This window comes from Pseudomonas sp. D5(2026), from assembly GCF_057766845.1.
The window spans coordinates 3,630,814-3,655,644 of the sequence record NZ_CM173421.1 but is presented as its reverse complement, the minus strand read 5'-3'; the positions used below and the strand labels follow the sequence as shown (position 1 = coordinate 3,655,644).

General features: G+C 61.7%; 25 protein-coding genes. 17 read left to right on the top strand and 8 right to left on the bottom strand.

All coding sequences use genetic code 11. The annotated features are described in order from the left end of the window. The first annotated feature begins 40 nt into the window (after nt 1-40). The 3 genes from lon to AC3B5Q_RS16895 all read left to right on the top strand — a co-directional run bounded on the left by lon (nt 41) and on the right by AC3B5Q_RS16895 (nt 4,915). Entirely contained in the window at nt 41-2,437 is a 2,397-nt protein-coding gene (gene lon / locus AC3B5Q_RS16905; protein ID WP_488392681.1) for an endopeptidase La, read from the top strand. A gap of 152 nt (nt 2,438-2,589) precedes the next feature. Then, on the top strand, nt 2,590-2,862 hold the full coding sequence (gene hupB, locus AC3B5Q_RS16900; RefSeq protein ID WP_003250246.1) for a nucleoid-associated protein HU-beta: 273 nt from the start codon (nt 2,590-2,592) through the stop codon (nt 2,860-2,862). 181 nt (nt 2,863-3,043) lie between these two features. Then, entirely contained in the window at nt 3,044-4,915 is a 1,872-nt protein-coding gene (locus AC3B5Q_RS16895; protein WP_338443723.1) for a SurA N-terminal domain-containing protein, read from the top strand. 115 nt (nt 4,916-5,030) lie between these two features. On the opposite strand, the gene AC3B5Q_RS16890 is transcribed toward AC3B5Q_RS16895, so the two are convergent. Beyond that, a complete protein-coding gene (locus AC3B5Q_RS16890) occupies nt 5,031-6,071 on the bottom strand; it encodes a patatin-like phospholipase family protein (RefSeq protein ID WP_028697375.1) in 1,041 nt (346 codons plus the stop codon). Nucleotides 6,072-6,248: 177 nt separating this feature from the next. Here AC3B5Q_RS16890 and AC3B5Q_RS16885 point away from each other — a divergent pair, with 177 nt between their 5' ends. From AC3B5Q_RS16885 to AC3B5Q_RS16875, 3 genes are all read left to right on the top strand, one after another. After that, complete coding sequence (locus AC3B5Q_RS16885) at nt 6,249-6,527, top strand: lipoprotein (RefSeq protein ID WP_003250254.1); 279 nt, start codon at nt 6,249-6,251, stop codon at nt 6,525-6,527. Nucleotides 6,528-6,541: 14 nt separating this feature from the next. Next, nucleotides 6,542-7,321: a CHAD domain-containing protein gene (locus tag AC3B5Q_RS16880; protein WP_021782900.1), complete on the top strand. Its 780-nt coding sequence runs from the start codon at nt 6,542-6,544 to the stop codon at nt 7,319-7,321. Between the two features lie 77 nt (nt 7,322-7,398). Further along, on the top strand, nt 7,399-8,196 hold the full coding sequence (locus AC3B5Q_RS16875) for an acyl-CoA thioesterase (protein ID WP_488392680.1): 798 nt from the start codon (nt 7,399-7,401) through the stop codon (nt 8,194-8,196). Nucleotides 8,197-8,237: 41 nt separating this feature from the next. On the opposite strand, the gene AC3B5Q_RS16870 is transcribed toward AC3B5Q_RS16875, so the two are convergent. From AC3B5Q_RS16870 to AC3B5Q_RS16860, 3 genes are all read right to left on the bottom strand, one after another. Further along, entirely contained in the window at nt 8,238-8,606 is a 369-nt protein-coding gene (locus tag AC3B5Q_RS16870; protein WP_252458298.1) for an Mpo1-like protein, read from the bottom strand. A 75-nt stretch (nt 8,607-8,681) separates the two neighbouring features. After that, nucleotides 8,682-10,160: a methyl-accepting chemotaxis protein gene (locus AC3B5Q_RS16865; RefSeq protein ID WP_103462715.1), complete on the bottom strand. Its 1,479-nt coding sequence runs from the start codon at nt 10,158-10,160 to the stop codon at nt 8,682-8,684. A gap of 126 nt (nt 10,161-10,286) precedes the next feature. Continuing rightward, nucleotides 10,287-11,084 (bottom strand): TatD family hydrolase, encoded by a 798-nt coding sequence (locus tag AC3B5Q_RS16860; RefSeq protein WP_021782896.1) that lies wholly within the window; start codon nt 11,082-11,084, stop codon nt 10,287-10,289. A gap of 157 nt (nt 11,085-11,241) precedes the next feature. Here AC3B5Q_RS16860 and AC3B5Q_RS16855 point away from each other — a divergent pair, with 157 nt between their 5' ends. The 4 genes from AC3B5Q_RS16855 to greB all read left to right on the top strand — a co-directional run bounded on the left by AC3B5Q_RS16855 (nt 11,242) and on the right by greB (nt 14,255). Next, on the top strand, nt 11,242-12,648 hold the full coding sequence (locus tag AC3B5Q_RS16855) for an MltF family protein (RefSeq protein WP_028697374.1): 1,407 nt from the start codon (nt 11,242-11,244) through the stop codon (nt 12,646-12,648). Between the two features lie 112 nt (nt 12,649-12,760). Then, a complete protein-coding gene (locus tag AC3B5Q_RS16850; protein WP_103462714.1) occupies nt 12,761-13,198 on the top strand; it encodes a DoxX family protein in 438 nt (145 codons plus the stop codon). 248 nt (nt 13,199-13,446) lie between these two features. Then, a complete protein-coding gene (locus AC3B5Q_RS16845) occupies nt 13,447-13,755 on the top strand; it encodes a hypothetical protein (protein ID WP_021782893.1) in 309 nt (102 codons plus the stop codon). 11 nt (nt 13,756-13,766) lie between these two features. Then, a complete protein-coding gene (gene greB / locus AC3B5Q_RS16840; protein WP_021782892.1) occupies nt 13,767-14,255 on the top strand; it encodes a transcription elongation factor GreB in 489 nt (162 codons plus the stop codon). Nucleotides 14,256-14,318: 63 nt separating this feature from the next. Here the strand turns inward: greB and AC3B5Q_RS16835 are convergent, their stop codons facing one another. After that, complete coding sequence (locus AC3B5Q_RS16835) at nt 14,319-16,826, bottom strand: ABC transporter permease (protein WP_103462713.1); 2,508 nt, start codon at nt 16,824-16,826, stop codon at nt 14,319-14,321. After that, nucleotides 16,823-17,509: an ABC transporter ATP-binding protein gene (locus AC3B5Q_RS16830; RefSeq protein ID WP_021782890.1), complete on the bottom strand. Its 687-nt coding sequence runs from the start codon at nt 17,507-17,509 to the stop codon at nt 16,823-16,825. Before AC3B5Q_RS16830 ends, AC3B5Q_RS16835 begins: the two co-directional genes overlap by 4 nt. 10 nt (nt 17,510-17,519) lie before the next feature. Here AC3B5Q_RS16830 and AC3B5Q_RS16825 point away from each other — a divergent pair, with 10 nt between their 5' ends. The 3 genes from AC3B5Q_RS16825 (at nt 17,520) to AC3B5Q_RS16815 (ending at nt 19,565) form a co-directional block, all read left to right on the top strand. Next, entirely contained in the window at nt 17,520-18,125 is a 606-nt protein-coding gene (locus AC3B5Q_RS16825; RefSeq protein WP_020192893.1) for an arylesterase, read from the top strand. Between the two features lie 58 nt (nt 18,126-18,183). Continuing rightward, nucleotides 18,184-18,474 carry a hypothetical protein gene (locus AC3B5Q_RS16820; protein ID WP_021782889.1) on the top strand — a complete coding sequence of 97 codons (291 nt, stop codon included), beginning with the start codon at nt 18,184-18,186 and terminating at the stop codon, nt 18,472-18,474. 113 nt (nt 18,475-18,587) lie between these two features. Beyond that, nucleotides 18,588-19,565 (top strand): L,D-transpeptidase family protein, encoded by a 978-nt coding sequence (locus tag AC3B5Q_RS16815; protein WP_021782888.1) that lies wholly within the window; start codon nt 18,588-18,590, stop codon nt 19,563-19,565. A 131-nt stretch (nt 19,566-19,696) separates the two neighbouring features. Here the strand turns inward: AC3B5Q_RS16815 and AC3B5Q_RS16810 are convergent, their stop codons facing one another. Beyond that, a complete protein-coding gene (locus AC3B5Q_RS16810; RefSeq protein ID WP_003250288.1) occupies nt 19,697-19,948 on the bottom strand; it encodes an Lpp/OprI family alanine-zipper lipoprotein in 252 nt (83 codons plus the stop codon). Nucleotides 19,949-20,456: 508 nt separating this feature from the next. On the opposite strand from AC3B5Q_RS16810, the gene AC3B5Q_RS16805 reads away from it, so the two are divergent. Next, nucleotides 20,457-20,738 carry a GNAT family N-acetyltransferase gene (locus AC3B5Q_RS16805; protein ID WP_003250290.1) on the top strand — a complete coding sequence of 94 codons (282 nt, stop codon included), beginning with the start codon at nt 20,457-20,459 and terminating at the stop codon, nt 20,736-20,738. A 69-nt stretch (nt 20,739-20,807) separates the two neighbouring features. Here the strand turns inward: AC3B5Q_RS16805 and AC3B5Q_RS16800 are convergent, their stop codons facing one another. Next, nucleotides 20,808-21,884 (bottom strand): 3-deoxy-7-phosphoheptulonate synthase, encoded by a 1,077-nt coding sequence (locus tag AC3B5Q_RS16800; RefSeq protein ID WP_021782887.1) that lies wholly within the window; start codon nt 21,882-21,884, stop codon nt 20,808-20,810. A gap of 231 nt (nt 21,885-22,115) precedes the next feature. Between AC3B5Q_RS16800 and AC3B5Q_RS16795 the strand changes: the two genes are divergently transcribed. The 3 genes from AC3B5Q_RS16795 (at nt 22,116) to cysB (ending at nt 24,788) form a co-directional block, all read left to right on the top strand. Then, nucleotides 22,116-23,063, top strand: a complete 948-nt coding sequence (locus AC3B5Q_RS16795; protein ID WP_367250938.1) for a putative 2-dehydropantoate 2-reductase — start codon at nt 22,116-22,118, stop codon at nt 23,061-23,063. A 124-nt stretch (nt 23,064-23,187) separates the two neighbouring features. Continuing rightward, nucleotides 23,188-23,685 carry a universal stress protein gene (locus AC3B5Q_RS16790; protein ID WP_021782885.1) on the top strand — a complete coding sequence of 166 codons (498 nt, stop codon included), beginning with the start codon at nt 23,188-23,190 and terminating at the stop codon, nt 23,683-23,685. Nucleotides 23,686-23,813: 128 nt separating this feature from the next. Continuing rightward, nucleotides 23,814-24,788, top strand: a complete 975-nt coding sequence (gene cysB, locus AC3B5Q_RS16785; protein ID WP_010953293.1) for an HTH-type transcriptional regulator CysB — start codon at nt 23,814-23,816, stop codon at nt 24,786-24,788. Nucleotides 24,789-24,831: the final 43 nt, after the last annotated feature.

Sequence of the window (24,831 nt, the reverse complement as noted above, 5' to 3'; positions counted from 1 at the left end):
CACCGGTTTCCGGCCATAAGGCCGCTGTAGAGGCGAAATCATGAAGACCACCCTCGACTTGCCTCTTTTGCCATTGCGCGATGTCGTTGTTTACCCGCACATGGTTATCCCGCTGTTCGTGGGGCGTGAAAAGTCCATCGAAGCCCTCGAGGCGGCGATGACGGGCGAAAAGCAGATCCTTCTGCTGGCCCAGAAGAATCCAGCCGACGACGACCCGGGTGAGGACGCCCTGTACCGCGTCGGTACCGTTGCCACCGTGCTGCAACTGCTGAAGCTGCCTGATGGCACCGTCAAGGTGCTGGTCGAAGGCGAGCAGCGTGGTGCGGTCGAGCGCTTCTCCGAAGTTGAAGGGCACATCCGTGCCGAAGTCTCCCTGATCGACGAAACCGACACTGCCGAGCGCGAGTCGGAAGTCTTCGTGCGCACCCTGCTGTCGCAGTTCGAACAGTACGTTCAACTGGGCAAGAAAGTGCCTGCCGAAGTGCTGTCTTCGCTGAACAGCATCGAAGAGCCAGGACGCCTGGTCGACACCATGGCCGCGCACATGGCCCTGAAGATCGAGCAGAAGCAGGAAATTCTTGAAATCGTCGACTTGACTACCCGTGTCGAGCACGTGCTGGCACTGCTGGATGCCGAAATCGACCTGCTGCAGGTCGAAAAGCGCATTCGCGGCCGGGTCAAGAAGCAGATGGAGCGTAGCCAGCGCGAGTACTACCTGAATGAGCAGATGAAGGCCATTCAGAAAGAGCTTGGCGATGGTGACGAAGGCCACAATGAAGTCGAAGAGCTGAAAAAACGCATCGAAGCCGCAGGTCTGCCTAAAGATGCCCTGGCCAAGGCCCAGGCGGAGCTGAACAAGCTCAAGCAAATGTCTCCGATGTCGGCCGAAGCTACCGTGGTGCGCTCGTACCTGGACTGGCTGGTGCAGGTGCCGTGGAAGGCACAGAGCAAGGTGCGTCTGGACCTGACCAAGGCCGAGGAAATCCTCGATGCCGACCACTATGGCCTGGAAGAGGTCAAGGAACGCATCCTCGAGTACCTTGCTGTGCAGAAGCGCGTCAAGAAGATCCGCGGTCCGGTGCTGTGCCTGGTCGGGCCACCCGGCGTCGGCAAGACCTCGCTGGCCGAGTCGATCGCTGCCGCCACCAACCGCAAGTTCGTGCGCATGGCCCTGGGTGGCGTGCGTGACGAGGCCGAGATCCGTGGCCACCGCCGTACCTACATTGGCTCCATGCCGGGTCGCCTGATCCAGAAGATGACCAAGGTGGGTGTGCGCAACCCGTTGTTCCTGCTCGACGAAATCGACAAGATGGGCAGCGACATGCGCGGCGACCCAGCCTCGGCACTGCTGGAAGTGCTCGACCCTGAGCAGAACCACAACTTCAACGACCACTACCTGGAGGTCGACTATGACCTCTCGGACGTGATGTTCCTTTGCACCTCGAACTCGATGAACATCCCGCCGGCGCTGCTGGACCGGATGGAAATCATCCGTCTGCCTGGCTACACCGAGGACGAGAAGATCAACATCGCCATCAAGTACCTGGTGCCCAAGCAGGTCAAGGCCAACGGCTTGAAGAAGGAAGAGCTGGAGGTCGATGTCTCGGCGATTCGCGACATCATCCGCTACTACACCCGCGAAGCCGGTGTACGGGGCCTGGAGCGGCAAATTGCCAAGGTCTGCCGTAAGGTGGTCAAGGAACATACCGGGCAGAAGCAGGTCAAGGTCAAGGTGGCCAACGAGCAACTGGAGCACCTGCTGGGCGTGCGCAAGTTCCGCTATGGTCTGGCCGAGCAGCAGGACCAGATCGGTCAGGTTACCGGCCTGGCCTGGACCCAGGTGGGCGGTGAGTTGCTGACCATCGAGGCTGTGGTCATCCCCGGCAAGGGCCAGTTGATCAAGACCGGCTCGCTGGGCGATGTCATGGTCGAATCGATTACCGCCGCGCAGACCGTGGTACGCAGCCGCGCCCGCAGCCTGGGGATTGCCGCCGACTTCCACGAGAAGCACGACGTGCACATTCACATGCCTGAGGGCGCCACGCCGAAGGATGGCCCAAGTGCCGGTATCGGCATGTGCACCGCACTGGTGTCGGCACTGACGCAGATTCCGGTACGTGCTGACGTGGCCATGACCGGTGAAATCACCTTGCGTGGCCAGGTATTGGCCATTGGCGGGCTGAAGGAAAAACTGCTGGCGGCACACCGTGGCGGGATCAAGACGGTGATCATTCCCGAGGAGAATGTTCGCGATCTCAAGGAGATTCCTGAAAATATCAAACAGGATCTTCAGATCAAACCGGTCAAATGGATTGACGAAGTCCTGCAAATTGCGCTGCAATACGCCCCGGAGCCCTTGCCAGATGTGGCTCCGGAGATTGTCGCGAAAGATGAAAAGCGCGACGGCGATGCCAAGGAAAGAATTAGCACGCATTAGTAGTTTTCAGCTGGGGGGCTTTCCTTGACAGTTTTTTCGAGGCCTTGCTATAAAGCGGCACGCTATTGTCGTCAGGCCGCCCAGCACACGTTTCATAAGCTTTTCATTACATACTTAGAAACAAACTCAATAGAGAAATAAGGGGACTTAGAGTGAACAAGTCGGAACTGATTGACGCTATCGCCGCATCTGCTGACATCCCGAAAGCTGTAGCCGGCCGTGCGCTGGACGCAGTCATCGAATCCGTCACCGGCGCCCTGAAGCAAGGTGACGATGTGGTACTGGTTGGCTTCGGTACCTTCTCGGTCAAGGAGCGCGCCGAGCGTACCGGCCGCAACCCGCAAACCGGCAAGGCAATCAAGATCGAAGCCGCCAAGGTTCCAGGTTTCAAGGCAGGCAAAGGCCTGAAAGACGCCGTCAACTAAGTCGTCTTTCAGCCGGGCCCGGCCTTGCCTGGTCCGAGCACGGTGATGGCGGGGCGCAAACGTTCCCGCCTGACACGTTTGCTAAGAAAAGGCGCATCCTCGGATGCGCCTTTCTTTTATCAGGATTCTACCCACGCTCCGCGGTTGTCGACGCAGTGGTACAGCCGTTTCTGGGGGACGCATGCTGCAAAATATCAGGGACAATTCACAAGGTTGGATTGCCAAGACCATCATCGGCCTTATCGTCGTGTTGATGGCATTGACCGGTTTCGAAGCCATTTTCCAGGCCGCCACTCATAGCCAGGACGCCGCCAAGGTGAACGGCCAGACCATCAGCCAGAACGAACTGAGCCAGGCGGCCGACATGCAGCGCCGTCAACTGATGCAACAGTTGGGCAAGGATTTCGACCCGGCGCTGCTGGATGACAAGTTGCTGCGTGAAGAAGCACTCAAGGGGCTGATCAGCCGCAAGCTGCTGCTGCAAGGTGCTGAGGATGCCAAGTTCGCATTCTCCGACGCTGCGCTGGACCAGGTGATCTTGCAGACCCCTGAGTTCCAGGTGGACGGCAAGTTCAGCGCTGACCGTTTCGACCAGGTGATTCGCCAGATGGGCTACGGCCGCATGCAGTTCCGCGAGATGCTCGGCGAGGAAATGCTGATCGGCCAACTGCGCACTGGCCTGGCCGGTAGCAGCTTCGTCACCGATCAGCAGGTCGACGCCTTTGCTCGCCTGGAAAAGCAGACCCGCGACTTCGCCTCCCTGACCTTCAAGGCCGACCCGGCCGCAGTCAAGGTCAGCGATGAAGAGGTCAAGGCGCACTACGACCAGCACGCCAAGGAGTTCATGTCGCCTGACCAGGTCGTGATCGACTACATCGAACTGAAAAAGTCGGCCTTCTTCGACCAGGTCAAAGTGACCGACGAAGAGCTCAAGGCCCAGTACGAGAAGGAAATCGCCAACCTCGCCGAGCAGCGCCATGCCGCGCACATCCTCATCGAGGTCAACGACAAGGTCACCGACGCCCAGGCCAAGGCTCGCGCCGAAGAGATCGAGCAGCGTCTGGCCAAGGGTGAGGACTTTGCCGCTCTGGCCAAGGAGTTCTCTCAGGACCCAGGCTCCGCCAACAGCGGTGGTGATCTCGGCTTCGCCGGCCCGGGTGTATACGACCCAGCCTTCGAAGAGGCGCTGTACAAGCTGCAGGATGGCCAGGTATCTGCACCGGTGCGCACCGAGTTTGGCTACCATTTGATCAAGCTGCTGGGCGTGCAGGCGCCAGAAGTACCGAGCTTCGCCAGCCTGAAGGACAAACTGACCCGCGATCTGAAGATGCCACTGGTCGAGCAGCGTTATGTCGACGCCAGCAAGCAACTGCAGGATGCTGCCTACGAGGCTTCCGATCTGGCCCAGCCGGCCCAGGACCTGAACCTCAAGGTACACACCTCCGCTGCCTTCGGCCGCGAGGGCGGTGAAGGTATTACTGCCAACCGTGCGGTGGTGCAGGCTGCGTTCTCTGAAGAAGTGCTGGATGAGGGGGCCAATAGCACCGCCATCGAGCTTGACCCTGAGACCACCGTGGTGCTGCGCGTCAAGGAGCACCGCAAGCCAGAGCAACTGCCGCTGGAAGCTGTGGCCAAGAACATCAGGGAGCACCTGGCCAAAGAGAAGGCGACTGCCGAGCTCAAGGCCAAGGCAGACAAGCTGATTGCCGGCTTGCGCGACGGTTCCATCGCAGCAGGCAGTGTGCACGAAGGCCTGGGCTGGAAAGCCTATGAAGCAGTCACCCGTGGTGAGGACGGTATTGATCCGGCCGAACTGCAGGCACTGTTCCGTCTGGGCAAGCCGCAAGCCAAGGACAAGCCTGTTTACGGCAGTGTAGTGCTGCGTGACGGTAGCCTGGTGGTATTGCAGCTCAAGGGTGTGAACGAAGGCGCTACCGCCACCGACGAAGAGAAGCAGCAGATTCGCCGCTACCTCGCGTCACGTGCTGGCCAGCAGGACTTTGCCGCTTACCGCAAGCAGCTGGAAGCCAATGCAGACATCACCCGTTACTAAGGTGTTCGTTGCATGAAGAAACAGGCCGCCTCGCGCGGCCTGTTTCGTTTTCGCCAGCCGCGAGGGCGGTCATTGTCGAAGACCACACTGCCTCAGGGGCGGCGCGGACCAGATTCTACCGCTTCACCCCTTCATAACTGTCCAGCGTATCGCGTGCAATCTCTCGCCCCAGGGCGATGAGCTCCGGCGCCTTGTAGAACTCAAAGAACCGGCACACCCGCTTGGGCACGTTGATCAGCACATCCGGCGGATAGCCGGCAATCTTGTACTGTGCCAACGAAGTCTGCATGACCTCGAAGCTCTGGTTGATCAAGTCCAGCAGCGAGGCCGGCCCCACGTTGTCGATGATGAAAGAACCGGTGGCCGACTTCGGCGCGCCCTCGCGCTCCGGGGCCGCCGCTGATTGCTGGCTTTCCGGGTCGGCGCTGTCGGCCAGCCACGGGCTTGGTGGCGCCAACCCTTCGGCGACGATTTCCTTTTCGATGCGGATCAGCTCTTCCGCCGGTTTGCGCCGGAACGGCAGGCGTGAGCCCAGCGAACTCAGCAAGGCGTCAAAACGCATCTTGAACGCTGCCGGGCGCTCAATCACTGGCAACTGGTACTGCTTCTGGTTGGTGGCGTTGAGGTTCACCGCGATGATCAGGTCGCAATGGCTGGACACCACAGGCACGATTGGCAGCGGGTTGAGGATGCCGCCGTCGACAAGCATGCGGTTGCCTTGCATCACCGGCGTGAACAGGCTGGGAATGGCCGCCGAGGCGCGCATGGCCTGGTGCAGGCAACCCTCCTGGAACCAGATTTCCTGTTGGTTGGTAAGGTCGGTCGCCACTGCGGTGTAGGGTATGCGCAGTTGCTCGATGTTTATCTCGCCGACGATCTTGCGGATCTGCCCGAACACCTTGTCGCCGCGAATTGCACCGAGGCGAAAGCTGACGTCGACCAGGCGCAGCACATCCAGGTAGTCGAGGCTCTCGATCCAGTTGCGATAGTCGTCCAGCTTGCCGGCGGCATAGATACCGCCAATCACCGCGCCCATGGAACACCCCGCGACGCAGGCTATTTCGTAGCCGCGGCGCTCGATTTCTTCGATCACGCCGATGTGTGCATACCCTCGGGCTCCGCCCGACCCCAGTACCAGTGCCACACGTTTACTCATGAACATTCCCCGGCCAGTGCCATCATGGTCCTACAATGCACCCATCGCTGCCTGTGCTTCAATGTAGATCGTGCTGAGCTACTGTAATAAAACTGGCCAGGCAACGCCGGCTGGGCATGGCACTTTCCAGCTGTCGGAGCGTCGAATAGCCACCGTTTATCCATAGAGGTATTACTGATGAAAGCCTGGATCTGCCTTCCACTGATTGCCTTGGCCCTTGCTGGCTGCGCGGGCAAGACGGCCTACCGTGACAGCTGCGCGACCCAGCTGGATGCCGCCTGGAAGGAGCTGGACCTGGCCAAGGCCGAAGGCTTCGCCGGTGCCGTCAGTTACTCCAAGGCCTTGTCGTTGCTGACCGGGGCCAAGACCCAGCAGCAGTTCGAAGGCTATGAAAGCTGTACCCGCAAAGCCGAAAAGGCCCGCTTCTACATTCGTGAATCTCGCGCTGGGCGCTGACCAGGGAGCATCGTATGTCTGCCATGCTCGACCATGTAGTTGCCCAGATACTGACCTTGCAGGTGCGCTTGCTGGCCTGTCGTGAACGCCTGGCTGCCAATACCGACAGCGAGGCCTTGCACGACTTGCGTATCACCTTGCGGCGCCTGCGCAGTCTGTTGAGGCCGTTGCGTGGGCTGCCCGGCGTGGAGCAGCTTGAGGATGCTGCAAGTTCGCTGGGTACCCTTACCACGCCCTTGCGTGATCGTGAGGTACTGGCGGCCGAGCTGATCGGGCGCGGTCATGCGGCAGCCGGGCAGCGGCGTCTGCAGGGGCGTGACAGAACCTTTGCAAGTGTCGCTGCCAGCCCGCAGCTGGCCAGGGTGCTGGCGATTGTTGACGCCTTTCCATTGTTCCTGCGTGCGGCGGGCCGGGAGGGGCTGGTCAAATCGCTGGACAAACGCATCGACAAGCGCCTGGTCAAACAATGGCGCACGTTGCACGAAGCGTTGCGGGACCCGGCTCACGATCGCCACCGGCTGCGTTTGCTGATAAAGCGTGCGCGCTATGGCGATGAGGCCTATCCGCAACTCGATCACGCAGGAAAGAAACTGCAACGTGTGCTGAAAAAGGCCCAGGGCGACCTGGGTGATTGGCACGACCGCCTGCAATGGCTGCTGCAAGCGCGCGACCATGCCGACCTGCTGCCCTGCAAGGCCGATTGGGAGCAGGAACTGCATGAGGCGGAGCGCCAGTCAGATGTGACGCTGGATACCCTGCAAGAGGCGCTGGCGCGGCGTTATCACGGAAAATGACCGATTTGCGGGCTGATTGTCCGGGGTTTGCTGGCTAGGATGAGTGGACCTTTTCCTTTGCAGGCAGGAGCCGGCCAATGAATTTCAACCAACTGCTCGACGCTGTGCGGGCCAACCCGGATTCCGTCAGCATTCCGCCCAGCTGGGCTCAGGGGCGCGCAGCCTTTGGCGGCCTGATGGCGGCCATGGTGTACGAAGCCATGCGCCTCAGGCTCTGCGACAGCCGCCCGGTACGCTCATTGGCCATCAGCTTCGTGGCGCCAGCGGCTGCGGATGTGCCCATCCGCTTCGAGGTGGAGGTCTTGCGCGAAGGCAAGGCGGTTAGCACGTTGCTGGGCCGCGCCGTTCAGGATGGCCAAGTGGTGACCTTGGTGCAGGGCAATTTCGGTGCGGGCCGGCCTTCGGTGGTGGAAGTGCCGGCGTTACCTGCCGTTGAAATGCCTGCGCTCGACGCGGCGGCCCCGGAGTTGCCCTATATCAAAGGCGTTACCCCTGAGTTCATGCGGCATGTTGCCCTGCGCTGGGCAGTAGGTGGGCTTCCGTTCAGTGGCAGTAAGTCGCGCAAGATGGGCGGCTGGGTGCGTTTGCGGGATGTGCTGGAAGAGCCGGTGAACGAGGCGCACTTGCTGGCGTTGGTCGATGCCTGGCCACCCAGCCTTATGCCGTTTCTCAAGCAGCCCGCTGCGGGCAGTACGCTGACCTGGACCATTGAGTTCATCCAGCCTACGGTGAAACTGTCGACCCTGGATTGGTGCCGATACTGCGTGGAGACCGAGCATGCACGGGATGGCTATGGGCACGCTGCTGCGGCATTGTGGACAGCGCAGGGCGAGTTGTTGGCCTTGAGCCGGCAGACCGTCACCGTTTTCGCCTGATCCTTACCAGGTTGCTTACAAGGAGCGCCCCGGCAACTGACTCAGTGTCGGTGCTTGTGCCGCTCCCGCCAGGCCCTCCACCAGGCCCCGCTCACCACAAAGCGCGGAAAGGTGATGAACTGCTCGGTCAGTAAGCGCTGCACGGCATCCTGGCGGTTGGCGAACGGTTCGGGCTGCTTGGCTTCAAGGCGGTGGCCTTGGCGCTGCAGGCCCAGTGCGGCGATCAGGGCAATCACGCCCACCGCGATCTGGCCGAGGTCGAAACCGAAGAGTCCGGACAGCACCAGTAGTGCCCCTAAAATGAACAAAGGAACGGCAATCAGGTGCAGCACCAGGTTGGTCGGGTGGCGGTGATTATGGTGGTAGCCGCGCCATTGCCAGGCGGGAAGATTGGGCAGGCGTTTGCTCATGGGGATTTCCTCTCGGTCATGCCCAAAGCTTAGTGCGGCCCCCAGGCGGGGGCCAATCGAACCTGGCTATGGTGACTATAGCTTGAGCTGGCCAATGGCCTTGTTCAGTTCGCCGGCCAGGGTCGCCAGTTCGCTGCTGGTGGTCGCCGAGCCGACCGTCTGCTGCACGGTCCGCTCGGTGACATCGCGGATGCTGACCACCGCGCGGTTCATTTCCTCGGCTACCTGGCTTTGCTGCTCGGCCGCTACAGCGATCTGGGTATTGCTCTCGCGCATCTGTGCCACGGCACCGGTAATTTCAGCCAGCGCCTCGCCGGCCTCCTGAGCCTGACGCACGCAGTCGTCGGCCTTGTACGAGCTTTCCTGCATGAACTCCACCGCATCGCGGGTGCCCGACTGCAGGGCCGAAACCATGGTGGTGATCTCATCCGTGGAGGTTTGCACGCGTTTGGCCAGGTTGCGCACTTCATCGGCCACCACGGCAAAGCCGCGGCCCAGGTCGCCGGCGCGCGCGGCTTCGATGGCAGCGTTGAGTGCCAGCAAGTTGGTCTGTTCGGCAATACTGTGGATCACACTGACGACACCGTTGATCTTCTGGCTGTCCTCGGCCAACTGGCGAATCATTTCGGCAGTTTGCTGCACGCCGCTGGAAAGCCCGGAAATCGAATCCTGCACTCGGCTGACCACCGCTTGGCCGCTGCCGGCCAAGGTGTCCGCGGTTTGTGACAGATCGCGGGTGGCACCGGCGTGTTGGGCAATGTGGTGCACGGTCGCCGACATTTCGTTGATGGCAGTGGCGGCCTGGTCGGTTTCACTCTGCTGGCCGAGCATGCCATGGCGCACGTCACTCATGCTGGCGGCCAGGCGTGCAGCGCCCGAGTCCAGCTGTGCTGCGCTTTGGGCGACGGTGCTGACCACGCGGTGGTAGGTGGACTGCATGGCGTTGAAGGCCCCGGCCATCTGGCCGACCTCGTCGCCACTGGCCAGCGGTACGCGGGCCGACAAGTCGCCGGTTTTTTCCACGTGCAGCATCACGTCCTTGAGGGTGTTGAGCTGGCTGAGCAGGAAGCGGATCAGCAGTTGGGAGGCACCGAGCATGGCCAGCATCAGGATCAGTACACACACCGCGTAGTTGCTGAAGCGATCGAAGAATACCTGGCGCAGACTGGGGGACTGAGCCAGCACAGCCAACTGCTGGTCGCCGTTGCGCAGCACCTGAGCGCCACGCAGCGGGTTTTCACCGAGGATCCAGGCGCTTGGCAGTTCTACCCAGCCATTGGCATTGCGCAGGGCATCGAGCGCTTCTCCGGCGAAGGTTGGTGTTTGCCCCGTTTGCCAACTGATGACATTGGCCGGGCGTGGCAGTGCTTGCCCGGCTGGCCAGGTGGCCAGCAACTGGGCTTGCGCGGCCGCTTGGGCCTGAGCCGCCTCGGCACGTGCGCGTTGCTCCAGGTGCACGGCATACAGCACCAGCAGCAAGGTGGTGACAAAGGCCACTGCGTTGACGGCCCAGAACTTGTACTTCAGGGAAACATTGCTAAGCCAGGCACCCATGGGCAGGTCTTCTCTGAGTTGAGCGGAAACAATATTGGCAAGGTGCCATCATTGTGCCCGCATCCTCCACGGGATTTGTTGATGCATATCAACGGCGTTCACCCACCCCGCAGAAACCCGCAAGAATCAGGGGAGCTGGAAAAAATCGCGGGCCGTTGCCGTGGTATGCGCTGCCGTGTGCTCGGCTGACTCACCGCGATGTGAGGCCACCTCGCGCAGTACTTCCGGCAAGAACGCCGGCTCGTTGCGCCCGCTTTTGGGCTTGGGCCGCAAGCTGCGCGGCAGCAGGTAGGGCGCGTCGCTTTCCAGCATCAGCCGGCCTTGAGGAATGTTGCCTACCAGCGGGTGCAGGTGAGTGCCGCGGCGTTCGTCGCAGATCCAGCCGGTAATGCCGATATGCAGGTCCAGGTCCAGGTAGGCGAACAGCGCCTCGCGCTCACCGGTAAAGCAGTGCACCACTGCGCCCGACAGGTGGTCGCGGTACTCCCTGAGAATCGCCAACAAGCGCTCGCTGGCATCGCGCTCGTGCAGGAACACCGGCAGGCGCAGCTCCGCAGCTAGCGTCAGCTGGGCTTCCAGGGCTTTTTCCTGGAGCGGGCGAGGGGAAAAGTCGCGGTTGAAATCCAGGCCGCATTCGCCCACAGCGCGTACGCGCGGTTCACTCAACAACAGTCGCAACTGGCGCTCGCTGTCGGCATCCCAGGCCTTGGCATCGTGTGGGTGTACGCCGGCCGTGGCGAACAGGTGCGCGCCGCTGGCATCCAGTTGTTGGCACAGCTCCAGCGCTTGTTCGCTGACCGCCAGGCTGGTGCCTGTCAGTAGCATTTGCGTAACGCCGGCCTCCAGTGCGCGCTCGACAACGGCTGCCTGTTGGTCGTGAAAGCTGCTGTTGGTCAGGTTGACGCCGATATCGATCAGTTGCATGGTGCTATCTCGTGCCGCGGGGCGGCCAGCATAGCAAAAACCGGGTTTTTCTGAAAAAGCCAAGAACTTCATGCTGTTGCCGTGGTCTTTTACCGTCGTTTATCACTTGGCGGTGCAACCCATGGATGCCGCTCACCGACCACGGACACGTTTTCGCATGCTGCGATGCTGGCTCATTTTCCTGCTGATGCTTTGGGTGGCCTTTACCGGCACCGCCCAGGCGCGTTCGCCGGGCCCGCAGCAGCACATACCGCCGGCCAAGGTACGTGACCTGCCGCAGATTCGTACCAGCAAAGTACTGCGAGTGCTGGTCAACCAGAGCCGCAACAGCTCCGGCGAGGTCAAGGGCGAGCCAGTCGGCATAGAGTATTATCGCCTGCGTGCCCTGGAGCATTTCCTCAATGCTCGTACCGCCGACGACCAGCAGATCCAGCTAACGCTCATCCCGCGAGCCAAGGAGCAGTTGCTGGGCGCTCTGGCCCGCGGCGAGGGTGATCTGGCTGCCCCGGGCGAGCTGCTTGACCCCACGACGGTGGGCGCTGTCAGCAGCAGTGCGCCGATACTCGACCAGGTGCCGCTGACGCTGGTCGGGCGCAAAGGCGAGCGAAGTTTCAGCAAGGTCGAACAGCTGTCAGGGCGTACCGTCGCCTTGACCAGCGCCAGTGCCGCGGGGCCGCTGATCCAGCAGGTCAACCAGCAACTGGCACTGCGCAAGCGGCCGCCGATCAAAGTGGAGTGGGTCGATTCGACGCTGGCAGTGGAGGATGTGCTGGAGATGGTACAGGCTGGCATCTACCACCTGACCGTAGTCGAGCAGCCCATTGCCCGGCGTTGGGCCCGGGTTATGCCGCGGCTGCGCCTGGACAGCCGGGTGCGCCTGGGTGCGCCGCAAGCCATGCGCTGGTATGTAGGGCGTGATGCGCCGCAATTGTTGGCCGCAGTCGATCGCTTTCTGCAAGGTTACCGCGCGCCCGATAACCAGGATGCAGCGTTCGAGCGTATCTACCGCCGCCAGTACCGGGTACACAACCCCTTGGCCAGCAAAGGCCGCCAGCGTCTGGCCTCGGTGCGGGCAGTGTTGCAGAAGCATGGTCAGGCGCAACAGATCGACTGGCTCAACCTGGCTGCACTGGCCTTCAAGGAGTCGACGCTCAACCCGACTGCACGCGGCACTGGCGGTGCCCATGGTCTGATGCAGATTACCCCTTCGGCGGCCCAACGGGTGGGGGTGAGCAATACCGCGACGGTAGATGGCAATGTCCTGGCCAGTGCCCGTTACCTGGCGCTTATCCGGCGCAAGTTTTTTGCCAGTGCCAAGATCAATGAGCGTGAGCGCATGGCCTTTGTGCTGGCAGCCTACAACCTTGGCCCCGAGCGGGTTCAGGCCATGCGCGCAGAGGCCCGACGGCGAGGGCTCAACGGTAACCAGTGGTTCTTCCAGACAGAGCGTATCGCCATGGAGCAGGTGGGGATGGGACCGGTCAATTTCGTCAATAGCATCAACAAGTACTACCTGGCGTTCAACCGCGAACGCACAGCACTGGAGCGCGTAGCGAAGCGTTAACAATCGATTATATCGATTGTTATGTTGGGTTTTTTGCGATTTTCATATCTATCGAATTGATTATGATGGCGCCCATCCCAACACAACTGCTTCGCTTCAAGGACGCTTCCACATGAACAACACTACCTTCAACGCACTGTTCTCTACCCGTGCTGGCGCAGGCCTAAGCGTTATCCGCATCCTGGTCGGCATCATCTTCATGGCCCATGGTGCGCAAAAACTCTTCGGCCTGTTCGGTGGCTACGGCCTGGAAGGCACCGGCCAATGGATGGAAAGCATCGGCCTGGCGCCGGGTTATCTGATGGCCTTGCTGTCCGGCGGTGCCGAATTCTTCGGTGGCCTGGCACTGGTGGTCGGCCTGCTGGCTCGCCCGGCGGCCCTGGCGCTGACGGTGACCTTGATAGTGGCGATCGTTTCGGTGCACATCGGCAACGGCCTGTTCATGTCCAACAATGGCTATGAGTTCGCCCTGGCGCTGTTGGCCGGCACTGTTGCAGTCATGATCGAAGGCGCCGGCCGCTTCTCGCTCGACCGGCTGATCGCCCGCTAATCACCTGCAAGCTGCGAGCTACGAGCCGCAGGCAAGCGCGGGCCAATACTCGGCTTGTTCTTGCTTGCGGCTTGTAGCTTGCAACTTGGTGCTCATCGCTCTAGCATACCGCCTGCGCCGATTTAAACAGCTACTTGCGGGGCGCAGGAACGCCCCAATTCCGGGCCGTCCGAAATACCGCTAAAGCGCTGGTTCGGTGACGCCTCCCACCGCTGCCCAGCGGGATTCGCGAGGCGGAGAGAAGCTCCATGAGTTGCCCACGTACCAGTGTCTGTTTGAGCCCTTTGCCTGCCAGCCAGGCGTCCCGCACACCGCGCATCCTGCTCGGCGGCCGGCATCAACCCACCCTTTTGCGTCATCTTGAAGGCCTGTCACGGCGTAAAGGGCAGGCGCGTGCCTTTCTGATCCAGTTCGCCGATAGCGGCTGCCACCTCGCGCAGTTTGGCAATGACCGTTTCGACCTGGCTGTGATCCAGGCGCCGGCGTCGGACGAGGCCGCCGAAGTCATAGGGCATCTCACCCGCATCGCGCGTCAAGGCCTGATAACCCGCCGCTGAGGAATGCGCTATTGAGCACCAATATCATCACCACAGAAGGCCATGAGGCGCTGAAGAAAGAGCTGGACCACCTGTGGCGGGTGTATCGCCCGGAAATCACCCAAAAGGTTGCCTGGGCGGCGTCGTTGGGTGACCGCAGCGAGAACGCGGACTACCAGTACAACAAGAAGCTGCTGCGCGAAATCGACCGCCGGGTGCGATACCTGCGCAAGCGTCTTGAAGATGTGAAAGTAGTGGCCTACTCGCCTGAGCAGGAAGGCAAAGTGTTTTTCGGTGCCTGGGTAGAGATCGAGAACGACGAGGGCGAGACCATGAAGTTTCGCATTGTCGGCTACGACGAGATCTACGGGCGCAACGATTACATCTCGATCGATTCGCCCATGGCTCGCGCCTTGCTGAAGAAGGAGGAAGGTGATGAGGTGGTGGTGCATACACCTACCGGTGAGGCAACCTGGTATGTCAGCAGCATCAGTTATGGCCAGGGCGTTTCGACGGGCTGACTGGCCCGTCTTGCGTCAGCTTGAGGCATGTGCTGTCCCGGCAGAAGCGCTGACAGCCAGGCCTCAAGCCTCGCGCAACACCGCCAGCGGGCTGGCATTCAACGCCCGCCGTGTTCCCAGTACTCCAGCACCACCCACCAGCAGTGCCCCCGTCAGCGGCAACACCAGCAGCCACGGGTGCGGGCTCCACTGCAAGTCGAAGGCATAGCGGTACAGCACCCAGGTAATCAGTTCGCAGCCCACGGCCGCCAATAGCCCGCTGGCCGCACCCAGCAGGCCGAACTCGATACGCCGGGCCTTGACCAGCAACGGCCGCGCCGCGCCCAGTGCGCGCAACAGTGCGCCTTGGCGAATACGCTCGTCCAGCGTGGCCTGCAAGCCAGCGAACAGCACGGCCAGTCCGGCGGCCAGCACGAACAGCAGCACATACTCCACCGCCAGGGTGACCTGGGCGAGGATGCTGCGCAGCTGGTCGAGCAAGGCATCCACCTGCAGGATGGTCACCGCCGGAAACGCCCGTGACAGCGCAACTACATCCAGGTCATGCCCCGGTGCCAGATAGAAGCTGGTCAGGTAAGTGGTCGGCAGCCCCTGCAGCGTGCCAGGCTGGAAGATCATGTAGAAGTTCGGCTGGAAGCTGTCCCAATGCACGTTGCGCAGGCTGCTCACGCGGGCCTGGCGCTGCTGGCCGCCAATATCGAACGTCAGCAGGTCGCCCATTTGCAGTTTCAGGCTGCTGGCCAGTTGCGCTTCCACCGAAACTCCGGGGATGTCGTTGTCGGCTGGCAAGGCTTGCCACCAGCTGCCGGCGCTCAACACATTGCCTTCGGGCAACTCGGCGGCCCAGGTCAGGCTGAGGTCGCGCTGCACGGCGCGCTCGCCTGCCGAGTCCTTGCTGACCACCTGCTGTACTGGTTTTTCATTGATTTGCACCAGGCGCCCGGGTGTCACCGGGTACAGCGGTGCCGTAGCGGCATTGACCTGGTGCAGGCGTTGAGCGAACAACTCTCGGTCATCCGGCAGGATGTTCAGGGCGAAGTGGTTAGGCGCGTCCTTGGGTAGCTGTGCTTGCCAGGTATCGAGCAGCTCTGCGCGCAGCAGGGCGACCAGGGCCATGGCCAGCAGTATCAGGCCGAAGGCCAAGGCCTGGCCTGCCGCAGCCATGGGGTGGCGCAATAGCTGGCCCAGCCCCAGGCGCCAGGTGAGTGGCGCGCCGGCCAGCAGCTGGCGCAGGCTGCGCAAACCGAGCAACAGCAGGCCGCCGAGCAGAAGCGCAGCGACCAGGCCGCCACCGAGCAGGGCAAAGGTGAGCAGCAGGTCGAGGCTCAGGCGCCACATGATCAGGCCCAGGGCGAGCAGGGCGGCGCCGTACACCAGCCAACTGCTCGCAGGTATGGGCAGCAGGTCACGGCGCAGCACGCGAAGTGGCGGCACTTGGCCCAGCGCTGCGATCGGCGGCAGGGCGAAGCCAGCCAGTGCCACCAGCCCGGTACCGATACCTGCCAGCGCTGGAATGATGCCGCCGGCGGGCACCACGCTCGGCAGCAAGCCGTGCAGCAGACGGAACAGGCCCAGCTGAGCCAGCCAGCCGAGCAAGGCGCCGGCCAGGGCAGCGACCAGCCCGAGCATGGCGAGTTGCAGGCAATACAGACCCAACGCCTGGTGGCGCGACAGCCCCAGGCAGCGCAGCAGGGCGCTGGCGTCCAGTCGGCGTGCAGCATAGCGGCTGGCCGACAGAGCCACGGCTACGCCTGCCAGCAGCACAGCCACAAGACTGGCCATGTTCAGGTAGCGTTCGGCTTTGCCCAGTGCGCCGCCGATCTGTTGGTTGCCATCGCGGGTGTCACGCAGGCGCTGGTTGGCGGCCAGGTCTTTTTCCACGGTGTGGCGGTACTGCGCCAGCGCCTCGGCATCGCCGCGCCACAGGTCGCGGTAAGTGACCCGGCTGCCCGGCTGGATCACTCCGGTGGCTTCCAGGTCGGCCAGGTTCATCATCACGCGCGGGGTAAGGCTGTAGAAGTTGTTGGCGCGGTCCGGTTCGTAGGTAAGCACACGGCTCATCCGCAGGGTTTTCATGCCCACGTCGATGCTGTCGCCGATCGCCAGCCCCAGTGCCGCCAACAGCCGAGGTTCGACCCACACCTCGCCAGGGGCAGGGCCGCCGCCGGGCGTTTCTTCGGCATAGGGGGCCGGAGCGCTGCGTACTTGCCCGCGCAATGGGTAGGCGCCGTCGGCGGCCTTTACGCTGGACAGCTGGATGCCATTGTCGCCGCCGACCACGCTGGTGAACTCGACCACGTGTGCATGGCGCAAGCCCAGTGCCTTGCCGGCATCGAGCTGTTGTTCGCGGGCCGGGGCACTGCCCTGCAGTACCAGATCGGCGCCAAGGAACTCGCTGGCGCGCAGCTGCATGGCGCCGTTGAGGCGGGCGCCGAAATAGCCGATAGCGGTGCTGGCGGCTACCGCTACCAACAGGGCGAAGAACAGCACGCGCACTTCACTGGCGCGAACATCACGCAGCAACTGGCGCAGTGCCAGGCCGCCCAGACGGGACAGCGGCATATGGCTCACCGGGCCTCCATCGGCGCCACGAGGCGGCCCGCGTCCAGGCGGATCTGGCGCCGGCAGCGGCGGGCCAGGCGTTCGTCATGGGTGACCAGCACCAAGGTAGTGCCGCGCTCCTTGTTCAGCTCGAACAACAAGTCGCTGATGCGCTCGCCGGTGTGGCTGTCGAGGTTGCCGGTGGGCTCATCGGCGAACAGCACCGCAGGCTGCGCGGCGAAGGCGCGGGCAATTGCCACGCGCTGCTGCTCGCCGCCCGACAGCTGCCGGGGTGTGTGGCTCAGGCGCTTGCCCAGGCCGACCCGTTCCAGCAAGGTACGAGCCTGTTCGCGGGCGTCGCGGCGGCCGTCCAGCTCCAGCGGCAGCATGACATTTTCCAGGGCATTGAGGCTGTCGAGCAGCTGGAACGACTGGAACACGAAGCCCACATGTTCGGCGCGCACACGGGCGCGTTGGTCTTCATCCAGTGGCCCCAGATCGTGGCCGGCGAGCATGACTTTGCCAGCGCTGGGGCGGTCGAGGCCGGCGAGCAAGCCGAGCAGGGTCGACTTGCCAGAGCCGGAGGCGCCGACGATGGCCAGGCTGTCGCCTTGGGCCAGGTCGAGAGACAGTGCGTGGAGGATGGTAAGGTCTCCTTCCGCGCTGGGGACCACTTTGCTAAGGTTCTGCGCAACGAGAATGCTGGGGCTCATGGAGAATCCGATGCGAGTGTGGTGGTTGAGTGCCGGTCTGGCCCTGTATTGCCTGGCCCAGAGCGCAGCGGCAGGAACACTGCTGGTTGTTGGCGATAGTATCAGCGCCGGTTTTGGCCTGGATAGCCGCCAGGGCTGGGTGTCTCTCTTGCAGGCCCGCCTCAGGGACGAAGGTTTTGACGACAAAGTGGTCAATGCTTCGATCAGTGGCGACACCAGCGCAGGCGGCCAGGCGCGGCTGCCGGCGCTGCTTGCAGCACATAAACCGAGCCTGGTGGTGTTGGAGCTGGGCGGCAACGATGGCCTGCGCGGGCAGTCACCTGCTCAATTGCAACAAAATCTTGCCTCGATGATCGAGCACTCGCGTCAGGCAGGGGCCAAGGTGCTGCTATTGGGCATGCGCCTGCCGCCCAATTATGGTGTGCGTTACACCACTGCCTTTGCCAAGGTGTATGAACAGCTGGCAGCGGACAAACAGGTTCCTTTGGTGCCGTTTTTCCTCGAAGGGGTAGGGGGTGTACCCGAGCTGATGCAGGCTGATGGCATCCATCCGGCCCAGGGTGCCCAGCAGCGCCTGCTGGAAAATGCCTGGCCAGCGATAAAACCCTTGCTGTGAAGCTTTAAACGGGGGCGCCTTTCGGCTAATGTTGCGCCCCCCGTTTCGAGTGCTCCAAATGCCGCGCCCTGCCTGGTCCCTGTATGCCTATCAACTGATCGAGCCCGACGAACAGCTCGACTTGTTCGCCTGCCAGGAAATCCGCGTCCACCTCGTGGCCCGCCAGCTTGAGTTGGGCGTGCCGGTCGACCGTACCTTGTGCGGCGGCCTGCTGCCAGCCCAGCCACGTTGGTCGGGGGTGTCGCGATCGATCTATCGCGATGGCCGCCTGTGTGAGCTGTGTCGTGCCATCCTCGATGCCCAGCGACGTGGCATGCGCCCGGTGTGGCCAGAGCTGCACGGCAGCTGAACGACAGGCGCCTTTCATCATCTGAAACGTTTGCAACGTGCCAATGCCTCCCGCTTGCATCGGCGCGGGTGTACAATCGATTCTCTTGACCCACCTTTCGAAGGATTTACCGGATGTTGCCGCGCTTTCCTGCAGTCACCCGTAGCCTGTCCCTGGCCGCCCTGTTGGTAGCGGGCCCCGCTGCTGCGCTGGAGCTGCCACTGCCACCGCCCGGTGAAGACATCGTCGGCCAGGTGCATGTGATCAAGGCAAAGTACGAGGACACGTTCGCCGATATCGGCACCGCAAACGACCTCGGCTACCTGGAAATGATCGCCGCCAACCCGGGCGTAGACCCTTGGCTGCCGGGCGCTGGCACCGAGATCATCCTGCCGACCCGTTTCGTCCTGCCGCCGGGCCCGCGCGAAGGCATCGTCATCAATCTGGCCGAGTACCGTTTGTACTACTTCCCTAAGGGGCAGAGCGTGGTGTACACCTTCCCGCTGGGGATTGGTCGCGAGGGGTGGGGGTCGCCGATTGCCAACACCAAGATCACCGCCAAGACGCCGAACCCGACCTGGACGCCGCCCGCTTCGATTCGCAAAGAGCACGCAGCGGACGGTGACATCCTGCCGACTGTGGTGCCGGCTGGCCCGGACAACCCGCTGGGGCCGTTCAAGTTCACCTTGGGCGTGCCAGGCTACCTGATCCATGGTTCGAACAAGAAGTTCGGCATTGGCATGCGCACCAGTCACGGCTGCTTCCGCATGTTCAACAATAACGTGCTTGAACTGTCGAAGATGGTGCCGGTGGGGACTCCGGTGCGCATCATCAACGAGCCTTACAAGTTCGGTATCAGTGGCGGCAAGGTCTATCTTGAGGCACACACGCCGCTGGATGACCAAGGTAACCCGTCAGTTGTCGACAAACACACCGCCGTTATCAATACCTTGCTCAAGCGCGAAGACCTGGCCAATAACCTACGCATGAACTGGGACATGGTGCGTGACGTGGTGGCCGCAGAAGATGGTATGCCGGTAGAAATTGCCGTGCCGGTGGAAAACCAGGGCGGCGCACCGATGGTTACGAGCATTCCGCCCGAACTGCAGTAAGGTAAATTCGACACACCCAGGCCTGCCTTAGTGCAGGCCTTTTCGTACCTGCTGGCCGCATTTTCGGTTTCAAAGGCAATAAAAAAGCCGACCCACAAGTGGGTCGGCTTCTTAACAATCCGTGAGGATTATTACTTGCGGCTGGCTTTGTCCAGCATACGCAGAGCGCGCTCGTTGGCTTCGTCAGCGGTCTGCTGAGCCTTCTGAGCGGCTGCCATTGCGTCGTCAGCCTTACGGTAGGCTTCGTCAGCACGAGCTTGAGCGCGAGCTGCTGCGTCTTCAGTCGCAGTCAGACGAGCTTCGGTTTCTTTGGATACGCTGCTGCAACCGGTAGCCAGAACTGCGGCCAGAGCCAGAGCAGAGAATTTCAGAACGTTGTTCATCGTGTTCCCCTTCAAGGACTTTCTATTAAAGAGCCATCTCTCAGGAAAGAGAAACTGGCCGGCGTACATAGTACCCATTACTTGTAGTAAGTAAACTGACAGAGCGCAAGAACTGCAAAAAAAATGTTGCTTGACCCCGCGCCGACAAGATTTGCGACGTGTCTGTGAAAAAAATGTGCAGGCTTCGCAAGCGGTTGTAGTGCAGGAACTTTTTTGTTGAACTAAGGGTGACTTTAACTGTCGATCAGCGTCTTAAGCGCTAGAGCATCCGGTGGCTGTTGGGCTGGCTTGGGAAAGTCACGCCGGGCGGCGTTTTGATCATTTTTAACCGCCACCACCTTGAGCAATCCCGCTTGCGGTGCCTACTATCTTGTGAGCGTCAGAGGATCCAGGCGATTACAATCGTCCAATGGTCGAAGCGGAAACAGGTGGCGTAGAGGATTCTGTGCCGGATAAACCACCATCGGTTAAGGTAAGGGTCTGCCGAGAAGACCTGCGAGGAGTAGTGATGAGCGAAGCGCTGACCATCCACCATGACCAGGCCGGTCATCAGTTCGAGACCAACGTGGACGGTCATCGTGCCTATCTGACGTACATGGATCTGGGCAAGCAGACGCTGGACATCTATCGCACCTTCGTGCCCAACGCCCTGCGCGGCCGCGGGATTGCTGCCGCGCTGACCGAGCGCGCCCTGGAGTACGCCGAGCAGATGGGCTACACGGTGATCCCGTCTTGCTCGTATGTGGAGCGTTACATGGAGCGCCAACAGCGGCATTCGAGCAAGGCTTGAGCTGACGACTGGGCGCCAGACACAACAAAAAACGCCGGGCAATGCCCGGCGTTTTTGTTCGCGCAATAGTTAGCTGCGCTTACGCTGCGGCAGCACATCCTTGAGCTTGGCATGCATGCTGCGCAGGGTTTTCTCGGTAGCCGCCCAGTCGATGCAGGCGTCCGTGATCGACACCCCGTACTGCAACTCGTCGAGGTTTTTCGGAATCGACTGGCAACCCCAGTTCAGGTGGCTTTCGACCATCAGGCCGATGATCGACTGGTTGCCTTCGAGGATCTGGTTGGCGACGTTCTCCATCACCAGCGGTTGCAAGGCCGGGTCCTTGTTGGAGTTGGCATGGCTGCAGTCGACCATGATGTTGGCCTTGATCTTGGCCTTGGCCAAGTCCTGTTCGCACAGGGCGACGCTGACCGAGTCGTAGTTCGGCTTGCCATTGCCGCCGCGCAGTACCACGTGGCCGTATGGGTTGCCCTTGGTGGTGACGATCGACACGCCGCCTTCCTGGTTGATGCCCAGGAAGCGGTGCGGCTTGGACACCGACTGCAGGGCATTGATGGCAACGGTCAAGCCGCCGTCGGTGCCGTTTTTGAAACCCACCGCCGAGGACAGGCCCGATGCCATCTCGCGGTGTGTTTGCGATTCGGTGGTGCGGGCGCCGATGGCCGACCAGCTGATCAGGTCTTGCAGGTACTGCGGGGAAATCGGGTCGAGCGCTTCGGTGGCGGTCGGCAGGCCCATTTCGGCCAGGTCCAGCAGCAGCTTGCGGCCGATGTGCAGGCCGTCCTGGATCTTGAACGAGTCATCCAGGTACGGGTCGTTGATCAGACCTTTCCAGCCGACGGTGGTGCGCGGCTTTTCGAAATACACGCGCATGACCAGGTACAGCGTATCGGACACTTCTTCGGCCAGCACTTTCAGGCGCTCGGCGTATTCGTGGGCAGCCTTGATGTCGTGGATGGAGCAAGGGCCGATCACGACAAACAGGCGATGGTCCTTGCCGTCGAGAATATTGCGCACCACTTCACGGCCGGCAGTCACGGTCTGCAGGGCCTTGGCGCTGAGGGGGATTTCCTTCTTGAGCTGATCAGGGGTGATCAGGGTCTCGTTGGAGGCAACGTTCAAGTCATCGATCGGTAAATCAGCCATCGTGTTACTCGTCAGGTCACGGTGCCGGCCGCCAACTATCCCCGTGCGGCCCAGCAGCAAGAATAATCGCAGCGGGGAGCCGAACCTTAGCGCGTTACAGATGGCACGACAATGGGCTTAGCCCAGTCATTGTGGGGTTTTTACCTGAGCAAGGGTGTTGCCCGCGAATGGACTGCCCAGCGCTACGTAACCTGTGTAAAAAGAGAGCTGACTATATACCTGGAGATTGGCATGCATTCGCACACCCCTCGCATCGGCATCATCGGCAGTGGCGCCATCGGTGGCTTTTATGGGTTGATGCTGGCCCGGGCCGGTTTCGATGTGCATTTTCTGCTGCGCAGCGAGTATCAGGCCGTTTGTGAGCAAGGGCTGAGCCTGGACAGTGCCGTGCATGGCGCACTGCAGATGAGGGTGCAGGCTTATGCCAGTGCCGCCGACATGCCGCCCTGTGACTGGCTCCTGATCGGGGCCAAGGCCACCAGCAATGAGCAGTTGGCACCGTTGATCGTCCAGGCCGCTGCGCCCGGTGCCAAGGTGGTGCTGTTGCAGAACGGCCTGGGGGTAGAGGAGCAGTTGCGTCCAGCCTTGCGTAGCGACATGCACCTGCTCGGCGGCCTGTGCTTCATCTGCGTCAACCGCGAGGCACCAGGTGTCATCCGTCACCAGGCTTTGGGTGCGGTCAATCTGGGGTATCACAGCGGGCCGGCCAGCGATTGCGGGGTCGCGCTGGTGAATGAGGGCGCTGGGTTGTTCCGGGCGGCGGGGATCGACTCGCAGGCCATGCCGAACCTGGCCTTGGCGCGCTGGCAGAAGCTGGTGTGGAACGTGCCTTACAACGGGCTGTCGGTGCTGCTGGGGGCCAGCACCACACCACTGATGGCCGACAGCAATACCCGCGCGTTGATACAGGCCTTGATGGCCGAGGTGGTGCAGGGCGCGGCAGCTTGTGGCCATGTGCTGCCCGAGGGCTATGCCGAGCACTTGTTCCAGGTGACTGAGCGCATGCCCGACTACTGGCCGAGCATGTATCACGACCACACCCACAAACGCCCGTTGGAGCTGGGGGCCATCTATGCCGAGCCGCTGGCACGCGCACGGGCGGCAGGCTGCAGCCTGCCGCGCGTTGAGATGCTGTGCCAGGCGCTGAGTTTCATAGACCGCAGCAACCGGCCTGCCTGAAGGTGGTGGAGGCTTCGGCGGGGCCCTGCAGCCCACGGCAGCAGCGCGCCGGACGGCAAAGCGAGCGTCCGGCACGCTGCTAAGCTGAAGCTTGCTCTGCCGCTGCGGCAGTCGAGGAGGTCGAATGATCCGCTCCATGCTGTACGCCACCGACCTCGGTGTCTACGCCCCTTTCGTGATGCAACACGCGCTGGCCCTGGCGCGCACGTTCAGTGCCGAGTTGTATGTAATACACGCGGTAGAGCCGATGGGCCAGTTCGCCGAATCCCTCCTGCAAAGTTACCTCGATGAGCAGACGCTCGACCAGTTGCACAGCCAGGGGGTGAATACCGTGATGGCGAACATAGAGCAGCGTGTGCTGGAAAACTTTCGTGACGAGTTGGGCGAAGAGGCTGACCTGGCGGTGATCAAGGCCGTGCGGGTGCGGCAGGGTGACCCGGCACAGGTGATTCTCGACCAGGCCCAGCGGCTAAGTGTCGACCTGTTGATATTCGGTAGCCACAGTGCGGGTGCCGGGGTGGATGTACCGCTGGGGCGCACGGCGGTGCGGCTGCTGCAGCTGTCGCCGGTGCCCGTGTACATGGTGCCCTTGGCGCAGCATCTAGGGCGTAGGAAGGCATGAAGATAGGTGTAGGCCGTTTCCGTGGGCATGTAACAAAATAGTTCTAGATTTATTTCAGAAACCACTAATATAGTTATATATCGTCGCTGCCTGCTGCTGCGGACTCATCGCTGAACCGAGGGAAACCTATGAAGCTTCAACAACTGCGCTACATCTGGGAAGTGGCGCACCATGACCTCAACGTCTCCGCGACGGCGCAGAGCCTGTATACCTCCCAGCCAGGGATCAGCAAGCAGATCCGCCTGCTCGAAGACGAGTTGGGTGTTGAAGTCTTTGCCCGCAGCGGCAAGCATTTGACCCGCGTTACCCCGGCCGGTGAGCGCATCATCAATACCGCAGGCGAAATCCTGCGCAAGGTCGAGAGCATCAAGCAGATTGCCCAGGAATTCTCCAACGAGAAGAAGGGCACACTGTCCATCGCCACCACCCACACCCAGGCGCGCTATGCGTTGCCGCCGGTTATCAGCAGCTTCATCAAGCAGTATCCGGAAGTGTCCCTGCACATGCACCAGGGTTCGCCCATGCAGATTGCCGAGATGGCTGCGGACGGTACGGTCGACTTCGCCATCGCTACCGAGGCGCTGGAGCTGTTTGGCGACCTGATCATGATGCCGTGCTACAAGTGGAACCGTTGCGTCGTGGTGCCACAAGGCCACCCGCTGGCCAAGCTGCCGAAATTGACCCTGGAAGCAGTCGCCGAATACCCGATTGTCACCTACGTGTTCGGCTTCACCGGGCGCTCGAAGCTGGATGAGGCTTTCAATCACCGCGGCCTCACGCCAAAGGTAGTCTTCACCGCGGCTGACGCCGACGTGATCAAGACTTATGTACGCCTGGGGCTGGGCGTGGGTATCGTTGCCGGCATGGCTGTGGATGCCAAGCTCGACAGTGATTTGGTGGCGCTGGATGCCAGTGAGCTGTTCGAAGCCAGTATCACCAAGATCGGCTTCCGTCGCGGTACCTTCCTGCGTGGCTTCATGTGCGACTTCATCGAGAAGTTTGCCCCGCACCTGACCCGTGAAGTGATGGCCAAGGCCATTCAGTGCCATAACAAGCAAGAGCTGGAAGAATTGTTCGAAGGCGTCGAGCTGCCGGTGCACTGATTCGGGAATGATGGGGCCGCTTTGGGAGTAACTGTCTAGCTCA

Coding starts and splice junctions, on each gene's coding strand:
- lon (WP_488392681.1), top strand. CDS start 41: ATGAAGACCACCCTCGACTTGCCTCTTTTGCCATTGCGCGATGTCGTT.
- AC3B5Q_RS16895 (WP_338443723.1), top strand. CDS start 3,044: ATGCTGCAAAATATCAGGGACAATTCACAAGGTTGGATTGCCAAGACC.
- AC3B5Q_RS16890 (WP_028697375.1), bottom strand. CDS start 6,071: ATGAGTAAACGTGTGGCACTGGTACTGGGGTCGGGCGGAGCCCGAGGG.
- AC3B5Q_RS16885 (WP_003250254.1), top strand. CDS start 6,249: ATGAAAGCCTGGATCTGCCTTCCACTGATTGCCTTGGCCCTTGCTGGC.
- AC3B5Q_RS16880 (WP_021782900.1), top strand. CDS start 6,542: ATGTCTGCCATGCTCGACCATGTAGTTGCCCAGATACTGACCTTGCAG.
- AC3B5Q_RS16875 (WP_488392680.1), top strand. CDS start 7,399: ATGAATTTCAACCAACTGCTCGACGCTGTGCGGGCCAACCCGGATTCC.
- AC3B5Q_RS16870 (WP_252458298.1), bottom strand. CDS start 8,606: ATGAGCAAACGCCTGCCCAATCTTCCCGCCTGGCAATGGCGCGGCTAC.
- AC3B5Q_RS16865 (WP_103462715.1), bottom strand. CDS start 10,160: ATGGGTGCCTGGCTTAGCAATGTTTCCCTGAAGTACAAGTTCTGGGCC.
- AC3B5Q_RS16860 (WP_021782896.1), bottom strand. CDS start 11,084: ATGCAACTGATCGATATCGGCGTCAACCTGACCAACAGCAGCTTTCAC.
- AC3B5Q_RS16855 (WP_028697374.1), top strand. CDS start 11,242: ATGCTGCGATGCTGGCTCATTTTCCTGCTGATGCTTTGGGTGGCCTTT.
- AC3B5Q_RS16850 (WP_103462714.1), top strand. CDS start 12,761: ATGAACAACACTACCTTCAACGCACTGTTCTCTACCCGTGCTGGCGCA.
- AC3B5Q_RS16845 (WP_021782893.1), top strand. CDS start 13,447: ATGAGTTGCCCACGTACCAGTGTCTGTTTGAGCCCTTTGCCTGCCAGC.
- AC3B5Q_RS16830 (WP_021782890.1), bottom strand. CDS start 17,509: ATGAGCCCCAGCATTCTCGTTGCGCAGAACCTTAGCAAAGTGGTCCCC.
- AC3B5Q_RS16825 (WP_020192893.1), top strand. CDS start 17,520: ATGCGAGTGTGGTGGTTGAGTGCCGGTCTGGCCCTGTATTGCCTGGCC.
- AC3B5Q_RS16820 (WP_021782889.1), top strand. CDS start 18,184: ATGCCGCGCCCTGCCTGGTCCCTGTATGCCTATCAACTGATCGAGCCC.
- AC3B5Q_RS16815 (WP_021782888.1), top strand. CDS start 18,588: ATGTTGCCGCGCTTTCCTGCAGTCACCCGTAGCCTGTCCCTGGCCGCC.
- AC3B5Q_RS16810 (WP_003250288.1), bottom strand. CDS start 19,948: ATGAACAACGTTCTGAAATTCTCTGCTCTGGCTCTGGCCGCAGTTCTG.
- AC3B5Q_RS16805 (WP_003250290.1), top strand. CDS start 20,457: ATGAGCGAAGCGCTGACCATCCACCATGACCAGGCCGGTCATCAGTTC.
- AC3B5Q_RS16800 (WP_021782887.1), bottom strand. CDS start 21,884: ATGGCTGATTTACCGATCGATGACTTGAACGTTGCCTCCAACGAGACC.
- AC3B5Q_RS16795 (WP_367250938.1), top strand. CDS start 22,116: ATGCATTCGCACACCCCTCGCATCGGCATCATCGGCAGTGGCGCCATC.
- AC3B5Q_RS16790 (WP_021782885.1), top strand. CDS start 23,188: ATGATCCGCTCCATGCTGTACGCCACCGACCTCGGTGTCTACGCCCCT.
- cysB (WP_010953293.1), top strand. CDS start 23,814: ATGAAGCTTCAACAACTGCGCTACATCTGGGAAGTGGCGCACCATGAC.